Genomic DNA, 19999 nt, shown 5'->3' on the forward strand with positions numbered 1-19999 from the left:
GTCAGAGGTGTTTTACTTCAAAAAGTCAGGGCCGAAACCAAGGATTTTGTCATCGATATCGTCGATGGCCTTTTTATCCTTACCCTCGTAATCGATCGATTTGAGAATGTGCTGGATGACATTGATGCGTGCGCGCCTTTTGTCGTTGGCACGGACAACTGTCCATGGTGCGTCATCCGTATGGGTCTTATCCAGCATCTGGTCGCGCATTGCGGTGTAATCATCCCACTTTGTCAGCGCAGCGATGTCCATATCCGACAGTTTCCAGCATTTCAGCGGGCTGTGACGGCGATCGTGGAAACGCTCGATCTGCGTTTCACGACCAATATCCAGCCAGAACTTGAAGAAATGCACATCGTCATGGACGATCATCTTTTCCAGCCGTGGCGTTTCCTTCAGGAAGCGCTTGTGCTCTTCCGGCGTACAAAAACCCATGATCGGTTCAACGCCGGCGCGGTTGTACCATGAGCGGTCAAACAGCACGAGTTCGCCCGCTGTCGGAAAGTGGGAGATATAGCGCTGGAAATACCATTGACCGCGTTCGGTTTCCGTCGGCTTGGTCAGCGCAACAACCCGTGCGGAGCGAGGATTGAGGTAGGCCTTGGTAGCGAAAATCGTGCCGCCCTTACCGGCAGCGTCACGGCCTTCGAAGACCGCCATAACCTTCTTGCCTGTTGACTGCAGCCAGAACTGCACTTTTACCAGCTCAATCTGCAACGCTTCCAGCGTATTGTCATAATCTTCACGCTTCATTTTCTTTTCGTAGGGATAACCTCCGGCGGAAAGCTTGGCGTCTTGGACCCAGGAGGGCAACGTTGGGTCATCAATATCGAATGTCCGTGTCTTGCCATTGATATCAAGCTCAACTGCCCGGTTCTTGCTGGTATCAGCCATGGTATCTCCCTTTTCCACGCGCACAGGACGTGTAATTATCAACCAATCAGCACATATTGCATGTTGAAATTCAAGCAATTTCGAGAACAGATTTTTGTCGCCGGCTAAGGAAAATGGCCCTTTTTTATTCTCGGGGATAATGAGCTGTTTAATAACCGCTGGCTTGATGAATATCTGTCATGAAGTCACGATATGACGGATCGATGCGCCAAACGTTTCGCGATTCTGCGGACATGATGTGCAATGCATTATAACTGGCGACGTTTGGAAGCGGACATGGCAATGGCGACTGATGACAACAACAATGCTGGCAACAGTGTCATCGCTAAGATGGGACGGAACTGGCTCGTTATCTTGTCTTTGACCTTGCTGGCGCTTCTGGCTGTTCTGGAAAAAGGTTCGCCCTGGCTGGTGGGCGGCGCTTGGATATTGGCGCTGGTCGCATTGTTGCTGCGCGATAAATCAGCCCGTCCAGAAATCCCCCGCATGCTGCCACCTGTTGTCGTCGAAGCCGATGATGCGGTGCCGGAAAGCTTCGCCAGCTTCAAGGCCGGTCTTGCCGTGCTGGACAGCCCAATATTCATTCTGGACAAGTCGGCGGCCATTCTGTTTGAAAACGAGGCTGCTGAAAAAATCTTCGGTCAGCTTACCACCGGCACGCATATTTCCGCCCGCCTGCGTTCGCCCAGCATACTGGACATGATCCGCGAAACCATCATGACTGGAGAGCCGAACCAGATCGAGCATTCCGAAAGACTGCCGTCCCAACAGGTCTTTATTGTCCGTATTGCACCGGCCGACCTACCGAAATCGCAGGACAAACGTTATTACATCCTTTCGTTCCGCGACATTTCCGAACTTCGTCGTATCGACCGCATGCGCAGCGACTTCGTTGCCAATGCCAGCCATGAACTGCGTACTCCGCTCGCCTCTTTGCGTGGATTTATTGAAACCATGTTGGGACCAGCCAAGAATGATCCTGCGGCGCAGACGCGCTTTCTGGGCATCATGCTGGATCAGGCAACCCGCATGAGCCGTCTGGTCGATGATCTCATGTCATTGTCGCGGCTGGAGCTACGCGCTCATATCGCTCCGGATCAGAAGGTCGATCTTGTGCCGCTTCTCGGACATGTGCGGGATGCTCTGGTGCCGTTGGCCAATGAACTTGATGTCTCGATCAATCTGCATGTGCCCGAAGGGGCCGTCGAAGTGCAGGGCGAGCGCGACGAATTGGTGCAGGTATTCCAGAACCTGGTCGAGAACGCCTGTAAATACGGCCAGGAAGGCAAGGTCGTCGATATCTGGCTGAAGACACCGCCCGGAAAGCCGGTAGAAGTCAGCGTTATTGATAAGGGGCCGGGCATTCCCAAGGAACATTTGCCGCGTTTGACGGAGCGGTTTTATCGCGTGAGCGTCACTGACAGTCGCTCCAAAAAGGGCACAGGTCTCGGTCTTGCGATCGTCAAGCATATCCTGACACGCCATCGGGCACGGTTGATCGTGAAATCCGAATTGGGCGAAGGAACCGAGTTTACCGTCCGATTCTGACATACTCAGTCATCAAGTTTTTCAACTGATATAAAATAACGTTTTATATCAATGGCTTGGTGTGTCACAAATGTTTCATTGAAATGACATAAAAGCATAAGCCAAGCGCGGCTAATAAGGACGCGCCGAACGCAGGAAAGTGCGAGTGCCGCATAGGCTGCGTCCTTACAAACCCATCATGGGAGAGACAAATGAACATCGTTAAATTGACCGCAGCAGCTTTGGTGGCTTCCGTTGCATTTGCAGGCGCCGCCGCTGCTCGCGACCAGGTACAGATCGCAGGTTCTTCGACCGTTCTTCCATACGCGAAGATCGTTTCCGAGACGTTCTCCGAAACCTTCCCTGCCTTCAAGGCGCCAGTTGTTGAATCCGGCGGCACCGGTGGCGGTCTCAAGGCATTCTGCTCCGGCGTTGGTGAAGGCACCATCGACGTTGCCAATGCGTCGCGCGCAATCAAGGGCGAAGAGCTCGAAGCTTGCAAGGCTGCTGGCGTCACTGAAGTTCAGGAAGTCAAGATCGGTTATGACGGCATCGTTTTCGCGATGGACTCGTCCAACCCAGACGTCAAGTTTGAGCCGAAGGACATCTACCTCGCTCTCGCAGCTGAAATCGTTCAGGACGGCAAGCTCGTTGCCAACCCTTACAAGAAGTGGTCCGAAATCAACAAGGAACTGCCTGATGTAGCAATCGCTGCTTACATCCCTGGTTCCAAGCACGGCACACGCGAAGTCTTCGAAGAGAAGATTATGGCTGAAGGCTGCAAGGAAGCTGGTGCAACTGATGCCATCAAGGGTCTGGTTGCTGATGCCAAGCAGGCTGCTGCTAAGTGCGTAGCTGTTCGTAAGGACGGCGCTTCGGTTGATATTGACGGCGACTACACAGAGACCCTGGCTCGTATCGACGCCAACAAGACCGGTCTGGGCGTATTCGGCCTGGCTTTCTACGAAAACAATGCTGACCGTCTGAAGGTTGCTACCATCAGCGGCGTTGTTCCTTCCACGGAAACCATTGCTTCTGGCAAGTACCCAGTATCCCGTCCGCTGTTCTTCTACGTGAAGAAGGCTCACCTGGGCGTTATCCCAGGCCTGAAGGAATACGTTGAGTTCTTCACGTCTGAAGAAATGATCGGCCCAGACTCTCCGCTGGCCGCTTACGGTCTGGTTGCTGCGCCTGACGCAGAGCGCGACGAAATCCGCGCTAACTTCGAATCCGGTAAGACTCTCTAATATCTTGACGGCGCGGGGTTTTCCCCCGCGCCGTTTATTCCCTTGGGTGTCTGGCTTGTTCCGGTTTCACCCTTGGCGTATTGGGATTGTGAAAACGGTCAGGCTGCCCACAGAGGCGTGTTATTTGCCACCGTTACGTTGTTTTGCTGCACCCTGCCGCCCCGGCATGCCGAGGAAATTTTATGAACACATCGATCCTTTTGCTCATACTGGCATTGATCGGCATTGCCAGCTACCTGCTTGGTAGCCGCCGTGCTGCGGCGCTTGCCGGCGGCCGTTCCGCCGTCATGCATTCCCGCTCGGGTTATCACGGTTCTTACGTTCTTTTGTGGGCCGTCATTCCAGCCGCCATCATTCTGGGTATCTGGCTGATTGTCAGCCCAATGGTCATCACCTCCACCGTGCGTGGCGGTTTCCCGGAAGACGTTCGCGCCCAGTCGCAAGCCCAACAGGGACTGGCTTACGGCATGGTCGGCGCAATTGCGCGCGGCATGAACGCCCTTTCGGCTGAAGAACTCGCCGCGGTTGAGGCTGGCACGACAGATATCCGTCCGCTTCTGTCTACCCGTGGTATTGCCTTGGCCGGCGACCCTCAGCCCTACATGATCGTTTCTGCCAAGGAACTGAACGACCTGACCTCGATGAGCCGCATTGCGATGATCGTTGTGGTGCTTGGTCTGGCCCTTGGCGGTGCAGCAGTGTCTTTCCGTTCGATTGCGCCGCGCTTCCGCGCCCGTAACAGAGTGGAAAAATTCATTCTGACCGGTCTGATACTTGCCTCTTCGATCGCGATCCTGACCACGGTCGGAATTATCCTGTCGATGCTGACGGAAGCGATCCAGTTCTTCAATATGGTGCCAGCACATGAGTTCTTCTTTGGAACCGTGTGGGACCCACGTTTTGCGGCTGCTGGTGCAACGGACAGTTCCGGTCAGTTTGGTCTCATCCCACTGTTGATGGGTACGCTGTACATCGGTCTGGTTGCCATGCTCGTGGCCGTACCGGTTGGCCTGTTCTCGGCCATCTACATGGCGGAATACGCGTCGCCGCGCGTTCGCTCGATGGCCAAGCCACTTCTCGAAGTGCTCGCCGGTATCCCAACCATCGTTTACGGCTTTTTCGCCCTGACGACAGTTGGTCCGTTCCTGCGTGACATCTCCACCCAGATCAACGGTCTGGCAACGGGTAACTACACCACGTTCATCCAGGCACAGAGTGTTCTGACCGCTGGTTTCGTTATGGGCATCATGCTCATTCCTTATGTGTCGTCGCTGTCGGACGATATCATCACCGCCGTGCCGCGTGCACTGCGTGACGGTTCTCTCGGCCTCGGTGCAACCCGTTCGGAAACCATCAAGCGCGTTGTTCTGCCAGCTGCCTTGCCAGGTATTGTTGGTGCTATCCTCATGACGGCATCGCGCGCTATCGGCGAAACCATGATCGTTGTTCTGGCCGCCGGTGTTGCCGCGCGCATCCAGTTCAACCCATTTGAACCGATGACGACTGTGACCGTGAAAATCGTCAGCCAGTTGACGGGCGACCTTGAATTTACCTCGCCCCAGACGCTGGTTGCTTTCGCCCTCGGCATTACGCTTTTCACCATCACGCTTTGCCTCAATATCTACGCGCTCTACATCGTGCGCAAATACCGGGAGCAGTATGAATGACCGACGCAGTTTCCTCGCCGGCCTCCACTCCGTCTGCCAAGGCATCCACAAACCGTCGCGATATCGGTATCAAGCGTCGCTACGCTGCTGAACGCCGGTTCCGTGCCTATGGTGTCGCTGCCATCTCGTTTGGCCTGATTTTCCTCGCGCTGTTGCTGTGGTCAGTGATTGGCAAGGGCTATACTGCCTTCCAGCAGACGATGATCACGGTGCCTGTCGAGTTCTCCGAGCAGGTTATCGACCCGAACAATGAGCGCGCTCAGAATCCGGCAAAGTTGATGACCGCCAACTACCCGATCCTGGCACGCGACGCTGTTGCCAAGGTTCTGGGTATTGCACCTGACAACCGTGCAGACCTGCGCGCTGTCAATGCCATGATCTCCGATAGCGTGCGCACTCAGCTTCGCGATATCGTGACCAAGGATCCGTCGGTTATCGGTACGACCCGCAACGTGTCGCTGCTGGCGGCGGGCGACATCGACTCTGCTTACAAGGGTCAGATCGACCTGTCTGTGGCCGAAGCCAGCCGCAAGGTAAAAGACAATCAGGTTGGCTGGATGAACCAGCTTGCTGAGGCTGGCCAGTTGGCCAAGCACTTCAACACCGGCATCTTCTTCAATGGCGCATCCAGCCGTCCGGAAGCCTCTGGCGTGGGCGTTGCGCTGATCGGCTCCTTCTACATGATGCTGATCGTTCTGGTGCTGTCGCTGCCAATCGGTGTTGCCGCTTCCATCTATCTGGAAGAGTTTGCTCCGAAGAACCGCTTCACCGACCTCATCGAAGTCAACATCAACAATCTCGCGGCCGTTCCGTCCATTGTGTACGGTCTGCTTGGTCTGTCGGTGTTCATCAACTTCATGGGCTTCCCACGTTCGGCATCGATTGTTGGTGGTCTGGTTCTGACCCTGATGACCCTGCCAACCATCATCATTGCTACACGGGCGGCACTCAAGGCAGTTCCGCCATCTATCCGCGCTGCGGCCCTTGGCCTCGGTGCATCGAAAATGCAGACGATCTTCCATCACGTATTGCCTCTGGCCATGCCTGGTATTCTGACCGGCACGATCATTGGTCTCGCACATGCTCTGGGTGAAACCGCACCGCTGCTTCTCATCGGCATGGTGGCCTTCGTTGCCAACTACCCGACCACACCAATGGACCCTGCTACTGCCTTGCCAGTCCAGATCTACATGTGGGCAAATGAAGCAGAACGCGCTTTCGTAGAGCGTACATCGGGAGCAATCATCATATTGCTTCTGTTCCTGATTGTTATGAATGTAGGCGCAATCCTTCTGCGTCGACGTTTCGAACGGCGCTGGTAAAAGGAGCTTGAAGCAGATGAACATGATGTCGGAAGCAGCAGTTGAAAAGGCGCTGGACAAGAAAATGAATGATGTTTCGCTTAAGATGATCGGCAAGGACGTTTCGGTTTATTACGGAGAGAAGCGCGCGCTTTTCGACGTGAACCTCAACGTTCGCGAAAATACCGTAACGGCGCTGATCGGCCCATCGGGTTGTGGTAAGTCCACGTTCCTGCGCACATTGAACCGCATGAATGATACCATCGATGGCTGCCGCGTTACCGGCAAGATCACGCTCGATACGGATGATATCTACGATCCGGCCATCGACGTGGTGGAACTGCGTGCCCGCGTCGGCATGGTGTTCCAGAAGCCAAACCCGTTCCCCAAGACGATCTATGAGAACATCTCTTACGGCCCACGTATTCACGGCCTGGCAAAGTCGCGTGCGGACATGGACCAGATCGTTGAATCCAGCCTTCACAAGGCCGGTCTCTGGAACGAAGTAAAGGATCGCCTGCACGAATCGGGTACCGGTCTTTCCGGTGGTCAGCAGCAACGCCTCTGCATCGCCCGTGCGGTTGCCGTCAGCCCGGAAGTCATCCTGATGGATGAGCCTTGCTCGGCTCTCGACCCGATTGCAACGGCACGTGTGGAAGAACTGATCCACGAACTGCGCACCAACTACACCATTGTCATCGTGACGCACTCGATGCAGCAGGCAGCTCGCGTTTCGCAACGCACGGCGATGTTCCACCTCGGCCATCTTGTCGAAGAAAACGACACTGACAAGATGTTCACCAATCCAGACGACCAGCGCACGCAGGATTACATCATGGGACGCTTCGGCTAATCCTGGAGTAATCGCCCGCTGTTAACGTGAAAGAATTGTGCCGGAGCGACTTGGAGCCATTTAGCTTCGTCTCGCGCCCTTGCAGAAGCCGGAGACTTTGAAATGACATCGACACATTCGCATATCTTGTCTGCTTATGACGATGAGCTGAAATTCCTGACACGCCGCATCTCTGAGATGGGTGGTCTTGCAGAACAAATGTGCGCGGATGCAGTTCGCGCATTGGTCAACTCCGACGCGGCTTTGGCTCAGAAGGTCATTTCCGAAGACGTCGTACTTGACCACGCGGAACGCGAAATTGGTGACAAGGCAATTGTGACCATTGCCAAGCGTCAGCCAATGGCGGCCGACCTGCGCGAAATCATCGGTTCCCTGCGTATTGCAAGCGACCTGGAGCGCGTTGGCGACCTTGGCAAGAACACTGCCAAGCGCGTAATCGCTGTTCAGGGCACGGGCGTACCACGCAAGCTGGCACGCGGCCTGGAGCACCTGTCCGAGCTGGCACTGGTTCAGCTCAAGGAAGTGCTTGATGTTTACGCAACACGTTCCGCCGAGAAGGCCAACGCCATCCGTGAGCGTGATGAAGAAATCGACGCCATGTATACCTCGCTGTTCCGCGAACTGCTGACATACATGATGGAAGATCCGCGCAACATCACCACCTGCACGCATTTGCTGTTCTGCGCCAAGAACATCGAACGTATCGGTGACCACGCAACCAATATCGCCGAAACCATCTATTACATGGCAACAGGCAGCCAGCTTGAAGGTGATCGTCCGAAGGACGACAGCTCCAACACGCTCGGTGCTGTAACCGAATAATAGATAGACGGACTTGAGCGGAGTACAGCCATGTTGCCGAAGATCGCAGTCGTAGAAGATGAAGAAGCCCTGAGCGTTCTGCTGCGTTACAATCTAGAAGCCGAAGGCTACGAAGTCGACACGATCACTCGTGGAGACGAAGCAGAAATTCGTTTGCAGGAACGGGTTCCTGACCTTCTGTTGCTGGACTGGATGCTGCCGGGTGTTTCCGGCATCGAACTGTGCCGGCGCCTCAGAATGCGGCCTGAAACAGAACGCCTGCCGATTATCATGCTGACGGCGCGTGGTGAAGAAAGCGAACGCGTTCGCGGTCTCGCCACCGGAGCGGATGACTATGTCGTCAAGCCGTTCTCCACGCCAGAGCTGATGGCACGTGTGAAAGCTATGCTGCGCCGTGCGAAGCCCGAGGTGCTGTCTTCGGTGCTAAAATGCGGTGATATTGAGCTTGATCGTGAAACGCACCGCGTTCACCGTAAAAGCCGTGAAGTGCGCCTTGGGCCAACCGAGTTCCGCCTGCTGGAGTTCCTGATGTCCTCACCGGGACGCGTGTTCTCACGTTCGCAGCTGCTCGACGGTGTCTGGGGGCATGATATCTACGTCGACGAACGTACCGTTGACGTGCATGTAGGACGTCTGCGCAAGGCGCTGAACTTCTCCAATATGCAGGATGTCATTCGCACGGTTCGTGGTGCGGGTTATTCGATGGAAGCTTGATCCGGTCTTTCATCATGCAAAAACATCAAAGGCGCGGCTCATAGTCGCGCTTTTTTGTTTTTGGGAGAGCTTTCACTACCCATGAGTTCACAACTCATCGATGCCACCGTTGCTCGATATGAGAACGCGGCATATCCAGTTTGGTGCAAAATTGACCTGAAAATTTGCGGTTTCAGACACGCCCAATCCGACGAACAAAACGATGGCTCGAGTTGGTCGAAATCTATCATTTTCAGACAGGCTGTGAGGAGTAACTAGGCCCTAAACGCAAAAAAGCTCCGGAGACCGGAGCTTTTTTGCAGGCTGATTTAGACAACTAAATCAAGAAATTGGTGCCCAGAAGAGGACTCGAACCTCCACACCCTTGCGAGTACCAGCACCTGAAGCTGGCGCGTCTACCAATTCCGCCATCTGGGCGACGGAGAGCGATGTACGGCGAGCAGCGCTCTATGTCAACGGACTTTTTTATTTTTTATGACAAATTGTTTTCAGTCATACAGATTGGCGATTCAACTAATTGAAAATAAATAGTATTTTTACGTGAAAATTTCCGCGCATGGTTTTGCACAGCCTCTAAGCCCTTGTTTTATGCGGATTCTGCGTTTTGCCTGATTTGCCAAGATGCTGGTTTTGCGTGGCACCAATTCCCTCACATATCAGAGCCTTAAAATGAGGCTGGCCTGTATCGATACAGGAATCTCTGGTTGTGACAGAATAAATCATATCTTTACGCAATAAGGGGGCTTCCGCCTTTGCCTCTCGTGATGCTAAGACAGCTTTTCGGTTACGCCGCCCGTTATTTTGGCAATGGGGGCAGCGCCGCTGGAACAGCAAAACGGAACCTGCTTACAAAGCTAAATTGCCGAATTGTGGCTCCCGCGTCGGATCAGACTGAAATTACGATAATGACTCAACCATTCCCGTCTGTTGGCACAAACGGGAACATAAAAGTGGGAGCTATACATGAATTCCAAAATTGGCCTCATTGCGGCAGCCTTGCTGTCTGCAACATGCTTCGCCAATGTAGCAAGCGCGAAAACCTTCGTTTACTGCTCCGAAGGTTCTCCAGAAGGTTTTGACCCGGGCCTCTACACCGCCGGCACCACCTTTGACGCCGCTGCACACACTGTTTACAGCCGCCTGCTTGAATTCGAGCCCGGCACAACCAAGCCAGTTGCTGGTCTCGCTGAAAGCTGGGAAGTTTCGGAAGATGGCACGGTTTACACCTTCAAGCTGCGTCCGGGCGTAAAGTTCCAGACAACTGATTTCTTCACGCCAAGCCGCGAAATGAACGCCGATGACGTTGTTTTCTCCATCGAGCGCCAGATCAAGACTGACAACCCATGGCACCAGTATGTTGCTGGTACATCCTGGGAATATGCTGCCGGCATGGGCTTCCCGGAGTTGATCAAGTCTGTTGAAAAAGTCGACGACATGACGGTCAAGATCACCCTCAACCGTCCTGAAGCACCGTTCCTGGCAAACCTTGCGATGCCATTCGCTTCGATCGTTTCGAAGGAATACACCGACAAACTTGCTGCTGACGGCACCAAGGAACAGCTGAACCAGAAGCCAGTTGGCACCGGTCCGTTCGCATTCGTCGGTTACCAGCAGGATGCCGTTATCCGTTACAAGGCTAACAAGGAATACTGGGGCGGCGCGCCTAAGGTAGACGATCTCGTATTCGCGATCACCACCGATGCTGCTGTTCGTTACCAGAAGCTCAAGGCTGGCGAATGCCACCTGATGCCGTTCCCGAACGCTGCTGACGTACAGTCCATGAAGGCTGATCCAAACCTGCAGGTTATGGAACAGGAAGGCCTGAACGTTGCTTATCTCGCCTACAACACAACGCAGGCTCCGTTCGACAAGGTCGAAGTCCGCAAGGCGCTCAACAAGGCGATTAACAAGCCAGCTATCGTTGACGCAGTGTTCCAGGGCATGGCAACGCCTGCCAAGAACCCGATCCCACCGACAATGTGGTCTTACAACGACAAGATCGAAGATGATTCTTACGATCTTGACGCTGCCAAGAAGATGCTTGAAGAAGCAGGCGTGAAGGACCTTTCCATGAAGGTCTGGGCAATGCCGGTTTCGCGTCCTTACATGCTCAACGCACGTCGCGCTGCTGAAGTTATCCAGGATGACTTCGCAAAGATCGGCGTAAAGGTTGAGATCGTATCCTACGAATGGGCCGAATACCTCGACCGTTCGAAGGCTAAGGACCGTGACGGCGCTGTATTCCTCGGCTGGACCGGCGACAATGGCGATCCGGACAACTTCCTCGACACACTTCTCGGCTGCGAAGCTGTTGGCGGTAACAACCGTGCGCAGTGGTGCAACAAGGAGTTCAACGATCTGGTGAAGAAGGCCAAGGTTACGACCGATCAGGCTGAGCGCACCAAGCTCTATGAAGAAGCTCAGGTTATCTTCAAGAAGGAAGCTCCTTGGGCAACCATCGACCACTCCCTGTCCATCGTTCCGATGCGTAAGGAAGTCAGCGGCTTCGTTCAGAGCCCGCTGGGTGACTTCACATTCGAAAATGTGGACATCGCTGAGTAAGCTGTGATCGTTAAGCGTGCCGCGTGCCTTTTAATAAAGGCGCGCGGCATTTGCTTTGTGCAGTTCCGACAAATTAAGATGTAGGCAAAATCGCCACACCTACCAACGAACAGGTTCCTGAAGGAACAGATCGAAGGTCTACTATGATTGGCTTCCTTGTACGGCGCATAGCTGTGCTCATCCCGACATTCATCGGGGTTTCTATCGTTGCATTTTTGTTCATTCGCTTGCTTCCGGGTGACCCAGTTGCCCTGCTGTCGGGTGAACGCGTCATGTCCCCAGAGCGCCACGCACAGATCAGTGCTGCGCTCGGCATGGATCGCCCGCTGGTCATCCAGTATCTGGATTACCTTGGCGGCGTTCTCACCGGCGATTTCGGCACATCCATTGTGTCCAAGTCACCTATTCTTGGCCAGTTTCTCGCACTGTTCCCGGCAACGGTTGAACTTTCCTTCTGTGCGATCGTGCTGGCTATCGCTATCGGTATTCCGGCAGGCATCATTGCCGCCATCAAACGTGGTTCGATCTTCGACCAGGGCCTGATGGGCGTTGCACTTGTTGGCTACTCCATGCCGATTTTCTGGTGGGGGCTTCTGCTGATCATCCTGTTCTCTGGTATCCTGCAATGGACACCGGTGTCAGGACGCATCTCGCTGATGTTCTTCTTCCCGCCAGTTACCGGCTTCATGCTGATCGACTCGCTGCTGTCGGGCCAGAAAGGCGCATTTGCGTCGGCTCTCAGCCACCTGGCGCTGCCATCCATCGTTTTGGCCACCATTCCGCTGGCAGTTATCGCCCGCCAGACGCGTTCGGCCATGCTGGAAGTGCTGTCGGAAGATTACGTCCGCACCGCACGCGCCAAGGGCCTGTCGCCCTTCCGCGTTATCGGCATCCACTCGCTTCGTAACGCCATGATCCCTGTCATCACCACCATCGGCCTTCAGGTCGGCGTGATGTTGGCTGGCGCTATCCTCACCGAGACGATCTTCTCCTGGCCGGGCATCGGCAAGTGGATGGTCGATTCGGTCTTCCGCCGTGATTACCCTGTCATTCAGGGTGGTTTGTTGTTGATTGCGGGCATCATTATGATCGTCAACCTTATCGTTGATGTTCTGTATGGCCTTATCAATCCACGTATCCGGCACTAAGAAGGAGAAATTCCCATGGCCGATACCGCCATTTCCAAATCCGCAGAGCCGGTTTCCGCCTCTGCGATGCGTCGCCAGATGCTCAAGGAGTTCTGGTTCTATTTTTCTGAAAACAAGGGTGCCGTCATTGGTCTCTATGTTTTCATTGCTCTGGTTATCGTTGCTGTTTTCGCACCGATCATCGCACCACATTCGCCGTTCCAGCAGTATCGTGATGCTATTCTTGTTCCACCGTCATGGATGGAAGGCGGACGCCTGACATATCTTCTCGGCACAGATCCGGTTGGCCGTGATATTCTGTCCCGCCTGATCTACGGTGCGCAGTATTCGCTGTTCATTGGTGTGTTCGTCACCACGTTGTCGCTCACCAGCGGTATCGTGATCGGTGTCATCGCCGGTTATTACCGTGGTTGGGTCGACACGATGATCATGCGCCTGATGGATATCATCCTGGCGTTTCCATCGTTGCTGCTGGCTCTGGTTCTGGTTGCCATTCTCGGACCAAGCCTGACCAACGGCATGATCGCGATCGCGCTGGTTCTGCAGCCACACTTCGTGCGCTTGACCCGTGCTGCCGTGATGGCGGAAAAGACCCGTGACTACGTCACCGCGTCACGTCTGGCCGGTGCTGGTCCGTTCCGCCTGATGTTCCGCACCATTTTGCCGAACTGCACCGCACCACTGATCGTTCAGGCAACCTTGTCCTTCTCCAACGCCATTCTCGATGCGGCCGCTCTCGGCTTCCTCGGCATGGGCGCTCAGCCTCCTGCACCGGAGTGGGGCACGATGCTCGCCGAAGCACGCGAATTTATTCTGCGCGCATGGTGGGTTGTTACATTCCCTGGTCTTGCCATTCTAATCACCGTTCTTGCCATCAACCTGATGGGCGACGGTTTGCGTGATGCGCTTGACCCGAAACTGAAGAGGTCCTGATATGGCACTTCTGCAAATTGATAATCTCACCGTTGAGTTTGAAACCGCCAATGGCTGGTTCAAGGCTGTTGATGGCGTTTCGATTTCGGTCGATCCGGGTGAAGTTCTCGCCATCGTTGGTGAATCGGGCTCCGGCAAGTCGGTGTCAATGCTGGCTGTCATGGGCCTTTTGCCGTGGACTGCGCGCATCACCGCTGACCGTATGCTGTTTCAGGGCAAGGATATCCAGAAGCTGTCTGCTGCGGAACGCCGCAAGCTGATCGGCAAGGATATTGCCATGATCTTCCAGGAGCCGGTTGCAAGCTTGAACCCTTGCTTCACCGTCGGTTTCCAGATCGAGGAAGTTCTGCGCATTCACCTTGGCCTTGGCCGCAAGGAGCGTCGTGAACGTGCTCTCGAACTGTTCCGGCTGGTTGGCCTGCCTGATCCGGTTGAACGGCTCAAGCATTATCCGCACCAGATGTCCGGTGGTCAGTGCCAGCGTGTGATGATTGCCATCGCCATTGCCTGCAACCCGAAACTTCTGATTGCTGACGAACCAACAACGGCGCTTGACGTGACCATCCAGAAGCAGATTCTCGATCTGCTGATGTCGCTGCAGGCGCAGAACGGCATGGGTCTGATCATGATCACCCATGACATGGGTGTCGTGGCGGAAACGGCTGACCGCGTGGTCGTGCAGTACAAGGGGCGCAAGATGGAGGAGGCCGACGTGCTGACCCTCTTCGAAAACCCGAAAAGCAACTATACCAAGGCTTTGCTTGCCGCATTGCCGGAAAATGCAACAGGTGACCGGCTGACGACCGTTTCCGCATTTTTCGATGGCGCACCAACGCCTGCGGGAGAAACAGCATGACAGCGAACCAGTCCAACAAGACCATGCTGGAAATTCGCAACCTGAAGCGGGATTATGAACTGCCGGGCGGCATGCTCAAAAAAGGCAGAACAATCCATGCCGTGAAAGGTGTGTCCTTTAAGCTGGAAGCCGGCAAGACACTGGCAATCGTCGGTGAATCAGGTTGCGGCAAGTCTACGCTTGCCCGCATGCTGACCTTCATCGACGAGCCGACCTCTGGTGAACTGCTGATCGATGGCAAGACGGTTGATACCCGCCCAGGCCATCTGACGGCGGAAATGCGCCAGAAGGTTCAGATCGTGTTCCAGAACCCGTACGGTTCGTTAAACCCGCGTCAGAAGATCGGCGATGTTTTGTGTGAGCCTCTGCTCATCAATACAAAGATGTCATCTGCCGAGCGTCGTGAACGTGCAACGGAAATGCTGATCAAGGTCGGTTTGGGTCCGGAACACTACAATCGCTATCCGCACATGTTCTCCGGCGGCCAGCGTCAGCGTATCGCCATTGCGCGTGCCTTGATGCTGAATCCGAAGCTGCTGGTGCTGGACGAACCGGTATCGGCGCTGGACCTTTCTGTTCAGGCTCAGGTTCTCAACCTGCTGGCTGACCTGCAGGACGAGTTTGGCCTGACATACGTGTTCATCAGCCACGACCTTTCTGTGGTGAAGTACATCGCTGACGAAGTCATGGTGATGTATTTTGGTGAAGCGGTGGAGTACGGCACGCGTGAAGAGGTCTTCTCGGATCCGAAGCACGAATACACCCGCACCTTGTTTGCGGCCACGCCGCAGGCGGATATCGAAAGCATCCGCAAGCGCATGGCAGCCAAGGCTGCCGCCCGCGAACAGCGCGCATAATCGAAAAGAAATGCCGGGTGCTTTGCGAAAGCGGCACCCGGTATTCAATTATCCAAGGCAAAACAGGCACAAACCGTGGTAAAGGGTGGCATGCCCACAACTCTTTCAAACCCTGTTTATACGCCGCCGCTGGAGCCATACCTGTCCATCGTCCACCGGGATGACGACATTCTTGTCCTAGACAAGCCAAGTGGCCTTTTGTCCGTGCCTGGGCGTGACCCTGCTCTTTACGACAGTCTGGCGACCCGCGTTCAAAAGCAGTTTCCCAAGGCATTGATGATCAACCGGCTGGACAAGGACACATCCGGTCTTGTCCTGATGTCGTTGAACCGCAAGGCGCACGCTGCCATTGCTGCCCAGTTCGAAAACCGCACGACACGCAAATCCTACATAGCCGTTGTCTGGGGGCGTCTTGCGCAAGAAAGCGGCCTTGTTGATCTGCCGTTGGCAATTGATCAAGACAACAAACCGCGCCACCGCGTCGACCATGAAAATGGCCGTTCGGCGCAGAGTGAGTGGCATGTGCTGGACCGCCTGCCATTACCGGCTACCCGGGTAAAGCTGCACCCGCTGACGGGCCGCACCCACCAGCTGCGCGTTCATATGCAGGCTATCGGCCACCCAATTCTTGGGGATGCTTTCTACGCCAGTGGTGAAGCGCTTGATGCAGCGGATCGCTTGTTGCTGCACGCTGAGGAAATCGGTTTTCGTCACCCGGACGGACGTGATGTGTCGTTTCGCGTTCCGTGTCCGTTTTGAGGTGGCTGCGTGAGCAAGGAACCAAACAACACAGATCTGGTCGTGGATTTTGTCGGTGGCGCTGTCGGTCATCGCTTTCGCGCCGGCGAGGGGCGGGGACAGGCCCTGGCAAAGGCTGTCGGGCTGACAAAGGGGCGCTTGCCGACTATCGTTGATGCAACGGCAGGTCTTGGCCGCGATTCCTTTCTGCTTGCTTCACTGGGCGCCAATGTCACGATGATCGAGCGGTCGCCGCAGATGCATGCGCTACTGGCGGCAGGACTTGAGGCCGCAATGGCCGAAGGTGGGCGCTACGCTGAAACCGTAGCGCGGATGACGCTGCTGCACGGCGATTCCAGGCTGCTGCTGCCCGGGCTAGAAACCGACGTCGTGTTGGTCGACCCTATGCATCCTCCTCGCCACAACAGCGCACTTGTCAAAAAGGAAATGCGCGACCTCCGCGACATTGTCGGCGCAGACGATGATCAGGCCGAATTGATGCGTGTGGCGCTTGAGGTTGCCAAAAAGCGGGTGGTTCTCAAATGGCCCCAAAAGGCGGACCCGATGCCCGGTCTGAAGAAACCCAATCATCAGATTGACGGTAAAAATACACGTTATGACGTGTTCATGATCTTTGGAAAGACGGATGAAACGGCAGCAGGGCAGGGGTAGCGCTTGCCCGCAATAAAGTAAGGTATTCGGATGTTTTTAAGCAATGACGACCTTGTTGAATTGACCGCATTTCGCCGGGAGCTGCACCGGTTTCCGGAAATCTCCGGAGAAGAGAAAGAGACCGCGCAGCGCGTACGCACTTACATTGAGCAGATGAAACCGGACGGGATCATCGAAGGTCTGGGCGGCCATGGTCTGGCTGTGATCTTCGAAGGTCGTGAACCCGGTCCCTCACTGCTCATTCGCTCCGAGCTGGATGCCTTGCCGATCTTTGAAAAGACCGGTCTTGCCTACAGCTCACAAAGTGATGGCAAGGGCCATTTGTGTGGCCATGACGGGCACTCCACCATTCTTGTATCGCTGGGTCTTGGTCTTTCACGGCAGAGGCCGCAAAAGGGCCGCGTTATCCTAATGTTTCAGCCGGCAGAAGAAACCGGCGCTGGTGCCGCCGCTGTATTGGCTGATCCGCGTTTTGCCGAGATCGTGCCTGACGTTTCCGTTTCACTGCACAATCTTCCCGGCTTGCCGCTTGGCCATGTCAGCATCATGCAAGGCGTGGTCAACTGTGCCTCGCGTGGCATCAAGATCAGCCTCAGCGGCAAAACCGCCCATGCATCGTCACCGGAGCAAGGCATCTCACCGATGCTGGCACTGTCAGAGTTGATGCCTGCGCTGGTTAAACTGGGTGTAGGGCTACCAAAGGCCGACGAGCCATTTTTGCCAGGTTCCGACTTTCGCATGGTCACCATCACCCATGCCAGTATGGGCGAAGCTGCCTTTGGCATTTCCCCTGCCAATGCCGAGCTTTGGGCGACATTGCGCACATTGTCGGATGACAATATGGATACCCTGTGCGCTCAGGCCGTAGAGCTCGTCACAGATATTGCCAATAAAAACAGTCTGAAATCTTCCATAGCCTACGATGATATTTTCCTGCATTGCGAAAATTCGCCCGAGGCGACGGCGCATATCATAACCGCACTAAAGGCCGAGAACATTCCCTATACCGAGGATTTTCTACCGATGCGCGGATCAGAAGATTTTGGACGTTTTGGCGCTGTTTCACAGTCCGCTATGTTTTTTCTGGGGGCTGGGCAGAGCCACGCAAATCTGCACAATCCGGACTACGACTTTCCCGATGAGTTGATTGATATTGGCGCCCGGATTTTTATGCGGATCATCCGCAATATCAATGGATAACAACGGATATGGTCACGAACAAAATGACCAGAATCGGTGTCAGCCATCATCTCATCAGTGGTTACAGAAACGAGAGAGTGATGATGTTCTGATGGCTGATGTCGAGGTGATTGCACCAACATGAGCGGGATGGGCGCAGTTTTCTTGACCGCTTCGACATAAACTCGTCACGAACTGCACATTACCCCTTGCACGCTCCCGTTTTGCCCGTTATGAGAACGCCGCACTTGAAGCTTTATGGCTTCCTGTGTCCGCGGAGAGGTGGCAGAGTGGTCGAATGCACCGCACTCGAAATGCGGCATACGGGCAACCGTATCGTGGGTTCGAATCCCACCCTCTCCGCCATAACAGCCTTCAATATAAGGCATTTCCCTCATTATCAAATAATAGCCAAAACTGATCTGTATCTATCGTCACGCGCTATTTCTTAAGATAGCGCCACGCGACCTTCGTCGCCATTTTGTCTCTCCATGTCGTTCTCACGGCAGTCGATGAGAGAGGTTGATGTTCTGCTGGCAGGGCTGAGTTGTACTGCCGATCTGGCATAATCTTTTCGTGGAGGAAAAGGTTTCGAACCCGCTGAATTGTCGTGTTCAAAGAATTGCCAGCCGAGCAGCAACAGTTTCGAATCTAAACCCAGAGGAGGAATGGGAATGAGCAGAAACAGAGGTGTCGTGTATTTGCGGCCGGGCCAGGTCGAGGTGAGAGATATTGACGATCCCAAGCTCGAGGCACCGGACGGGCGTCGGATCGAGCATGGAGTCATCCTGAAAGTCATCTCTACCAATATTTGCGGGTCCGACCAGCACATGGTGCGCGGCCGCACGACGGCCTTGCCAGGTCTCGTCCTTGGCCATGAAATTACGGGTGAGGTCATCGAGAAGGGTGTCGATGTCGAGATGCTGAACATCGGCGATATCGTCTCGGTGCCGTTCAACGTCGCATGCGGCCGTTGCCGCTGCTGCAAGTCGCAGGACACGGGCGTCTGCCTGACCGTTAATCCATCACGCGCGGGCGGCGCCTATGGCTATGTTGACATGGGCGGCTGGATCGGTGGCCAGGCCCGTTACGTCACCGTTCCCTATGCCGATTTCAATCTGCTGAAATTTCCCGATCGCGACAGAGCTCTATCGAAAATCCGCGATCTCACAATGCTGTCCGATATTCTACCGACTGGTTTTCACGGTGCGGTGAAAGCGGGGGTTGGTGTCGGATCGACCGTCTATGTAGCAGGCGCCGGTCCGGTGGGTCTCGCGGCAGCGGCTTCAGCGCGTATTCTCGGTGCAGCGGTCGTAATGATCGGGGATTTTAACAAGGAACGCCTTGCACATGCTGCCAAGGTTGGCTTCGAGCCGATTGATCTGTCGAAAAGCGATCGGCTCGGGGAGATGATCGCACAGGTCACAGGAACGGATGAGGTCGATAGCGCCATTGATGCCGTCGGTTTCGAAGCCCGCGGACATTCGGGCGGCGAACAGCCAGCCATTGTTCTGAACCAGATGATGGAAATCACCCGCGCGGCAGGCTCCATTGGCATTCCAGGCCTCTATGTGACGGAAGATCCTGGTGCGGTCGATGATGCTGCCAAAAAGGGTAGCTTGTCCCTTCGATTGGGCCTTGGTTGGGCGAAGGCGCAGTCTTTCCACACTGGCCAGACGCCCGTGCTGAAATACAATCGTCAGCTCATGCAAGCCATCCTTCACGACCGGCTGCCGATCGCCGACATCGTCAATGCAAAAATCATTTCGCTTGATGACGCCGCGCAGGGCTACGAAAACTTTGATCAGGGCGCGGCAGTAAAATATGTGCTGGACCCCCATGGTGACCTGATGAAGGCTGCCTGATCTTCTCAAGCAGCCTTGCGGCTCGCTGTCCTTGTCCGCCTCAGTAACGAGGTCGGACTAGGACAGCAGTTCAGCTATGCCATCATCTACCGCGATGGAGAATGGATCATCATATCAGTGCTTTAGGTGTTCCCACGGCCATGAAGGAGAAATGCGTTGCATTC

The 19999-nt window shown here is 54.9% G+C and carries 17 protein-coding genes and 2 tRNA genes; 17 read left to right on the forward strand and 2 right to left on the reverse strand.

Going from position 1 to position 19999, the window contains the following annotated elements:
* Positions 1–12: 12 nt before the first annotated feature.
* Positions 13–894 carry a polyphosphate kinase 2 gene (gene ppk2 / locus PYL13_RS02385; protein WP_275640391.1) on the reverse strand — a complete coding sequence of 294 codons (882 nt, stop codon included), beginning with the start codon at positions 892–894 and terminating at the stop codon, positions 13–15.
* A 276-nt stretch (positions 895–1170) separates the two neighbouring features.
* On the opposite strand from ppk2, the gene phoR reads away from it, so the two are divergent.
* From phoR to phoB, 7 genes are all read left to right on the forward strand, one after another.
* A complete protein-coding gene (gene phoR, locus PYL13_RS02390) occupies positions 1171–2442 on the forward strand; it encodes a phosphate regulon sensor histidine kinase PhoR (RefSeq protein WP_405049439.1) in 1272 nt (423 codons plus the stop codon).
* 191 nt (positions 2443–2633) lie between these two features.
* Complete coding sequence (locus tag PYL13_RS02395; RefSeq protein WP_250983337.1) at positions 2634–3668, forward strand: substrate-binding domain-containing protein; 1035 nt, start codon at positions 2634–2636, stop codon at positions 3666–3668.
* Positions 3669–3850: 182 nt separating this feature from the next.
* Entirely contained in the window at positions 3851–5335 is a 1485-nt protein-coding gene (gene pstC, locus PYL13_RS02400) for a phosphate ABC transporter permease subunit PstC (RefSeq protein WP_250983338.1), read from the forward strand.
* On the forward strand, positions 5332–6657 hold the full coding sequence (pstA, locus tag PYL13_RS02405) for a phosphate ABC transporter permease PstA (RefSeq protein ID WP_192486689.1): 1326 nt from the start codon (positions 5332–5334) through the stop codon (positions 6655–6657). The genes pstC and pstA overlap by 4 nt, the downstream gene beginning before the upstream one ends.
* A 16-nt stretch (positions 6658–6673) precedes the next feature.
* Positions 6674–7489 carry a phosphate ABC transporter ATP-binding protein PstB gene (gene pstB, locus PYL13_RS02410; RefSeq protein ID WP_192486690.1) on the forward strand — a complete coding sequence of 272 codons (816 nt, stop codon included), beginning with the start codon at positions 6674–6676 and terminating at the stop codon, positions 7487–7489.
* Positions 7490–7591: 102 nt separating this feature from the next.
* On the forward strand, positions 7592–8311 hold the full coding sequence (gene phoU, locus PYL13_RS02415) for a phosphate signaling complex protein PhoU (protein WP_192486691.1): 720 nt from the start codon (positions 7592–7594) through the stop codon (positions 8309–8311).
* 30 nt (positions 8312–8341) lie between these two features.
* Positions 8342–9025, forward strand: coding sequence for a phosphate regulon transcriptional regulator PhoB (gene phoB, locus PYL13_RS02420; RefSeq protein ID WP_192486692.1), 684 nt, complete (start codon positions 8342–8344; stop codon positions 9023–9025).
* Between the two features lie 330 nt (positions 9026–9355).
* Here phoB and PYL13_RS02425 read toward each other — a convergent pair.
* A tRNA-Leu gene (locus PYL13_RS02425) sits at positions 9356–9442 on the reverse strand.
* A gap of 546 nt (positions 9443–9988) precedes the next feature.
* Here PYL13_RS02425 and PYL13_RS02430 point away from each other — a divergent pair.
* From PYL13_RS02430 to fdhA, 10 genes are all read left to right on the forward strand, one after another.
* A complete protein-coding gene (locus tag PYL13_RS02430; RefSeq protein WP_275640392.1) occupies positions 9989–11587 on the forward strand; it encodes an ABC transporter substrate-binding protein in 1599 nt (532 codons plus the stop codon).
* Positions 11588–11730: 143 nt separating this feature from the next.
* Positions 11731–12735, forward strand: a complete 1005-nt coding sequence (locus PYL13_RS02435) for an ABC transporter permease subunit (RefSeq protein ID WP_250983340.1) — start codon at positions 11731–11733, stop codon at positions 12733–12735.
* Between the two features lie 15 nt (positions 12736–12750).
* The gene (locus PYL13_RS02440) at positions 12751–13668 is read left to right on the forward strand and encodes an ABC transporter permease subunit (protein WP_192486695.1); all 918 of its coding nucleotides are present in this window, start codon (positions 12751–12753) and stop codon (positions 13666–13668) included.
* 1 nt (position 13669) lies between these two features.
* Positions 13670–14524 (forward strand): ABC transporter ATP-binding protein, encoded by an 855-nt coding sequence (locus tag PYL13_RS02445; RefSeq protein ID WP_275640393.1) that lies wholly within the window; start codon positions 13670–13672, stop codon positions 14522–14524.
* A complete protein-coding gene (locus PYL13_RS02450) occupies positions 14521–15381 on the forward strand; it encodes a dipeptide ABC transporter ATP-binding protein (protein WP_250983341.1) in 861 nt (286 codons plus the stop codon). The genes PYL13_RS02445 and PYL13_RS02450 overlap by 4 nt, the downstream gene beginning before the upstream one ends.
* A gap of 90 nt (positions 15382–15471) precedes the next feature.
* A complete protein-coding gene (locus tag PYL13_RS02455) occupies positions 15472–16140 on the forward strand; it encodes a pseudouridine synthase (protein WP_275640394.1) in 669 nt (222 codons plus the stop codon).
* Between the two features lie 9 nt (positions 16141–16149).
* The gene (locus PYL13_RS02460; RefSeq protein ID WP_275640395.1) at positions 16150–16791 is read left to right on the forward strand and encodes a class I SAM-dependent methyltransferase; all 642 of its coding nucleotides are present in this window, start codon (positions 16150–16152) and stop codon (positions 16789–16791) included.
* A 30-nt stretch (positions 16792–16821) separates the two neighbouring features.
* A complete protein-coding gene (locus PYL13_RS02465; protein ID WP_275640396.1) occupies positions 16822–17991 on the forward strand; it encodes an amidohydrolase in 1170 nt (389 codons plus the stop codon).
* Positions 17992–18246: 255 nt separating this feature from the next.
* Positions 18247–18336: transfer RNA gene (locus PYL13_RS02470), tRNA-Ser, on the forward strand.
* A gap of 308 nt (positions 18337–18644) precedes the next feature.
* Positions 18645–19835 carry a formaldehyde dehydrogenase, glutathione-independent gene (gene fdhA / locus PYL13_RS02475; protein ID WP_275640397.1) on the forward strand — a complete coding sequence of 397 codons (1191 nt, stop codon included), beginning with the start codon at positions 18645–18647 and terminating at the stop codon, positions 19833–19835.
* The last annotated feature ends 164 nt before the right edge of the window (positions 19836–19999 follow it).

The sequence above is a fragment of the Agrobacterium sp. Azo12 genome, from assembly GCF_029193765.2.
Classification (GTDB): domain Bacteria; phylum Pseudomonadota; class Alphaproteobacteria; order Rhizobiales; family Rhizobiaceae; genus Agrobacterium.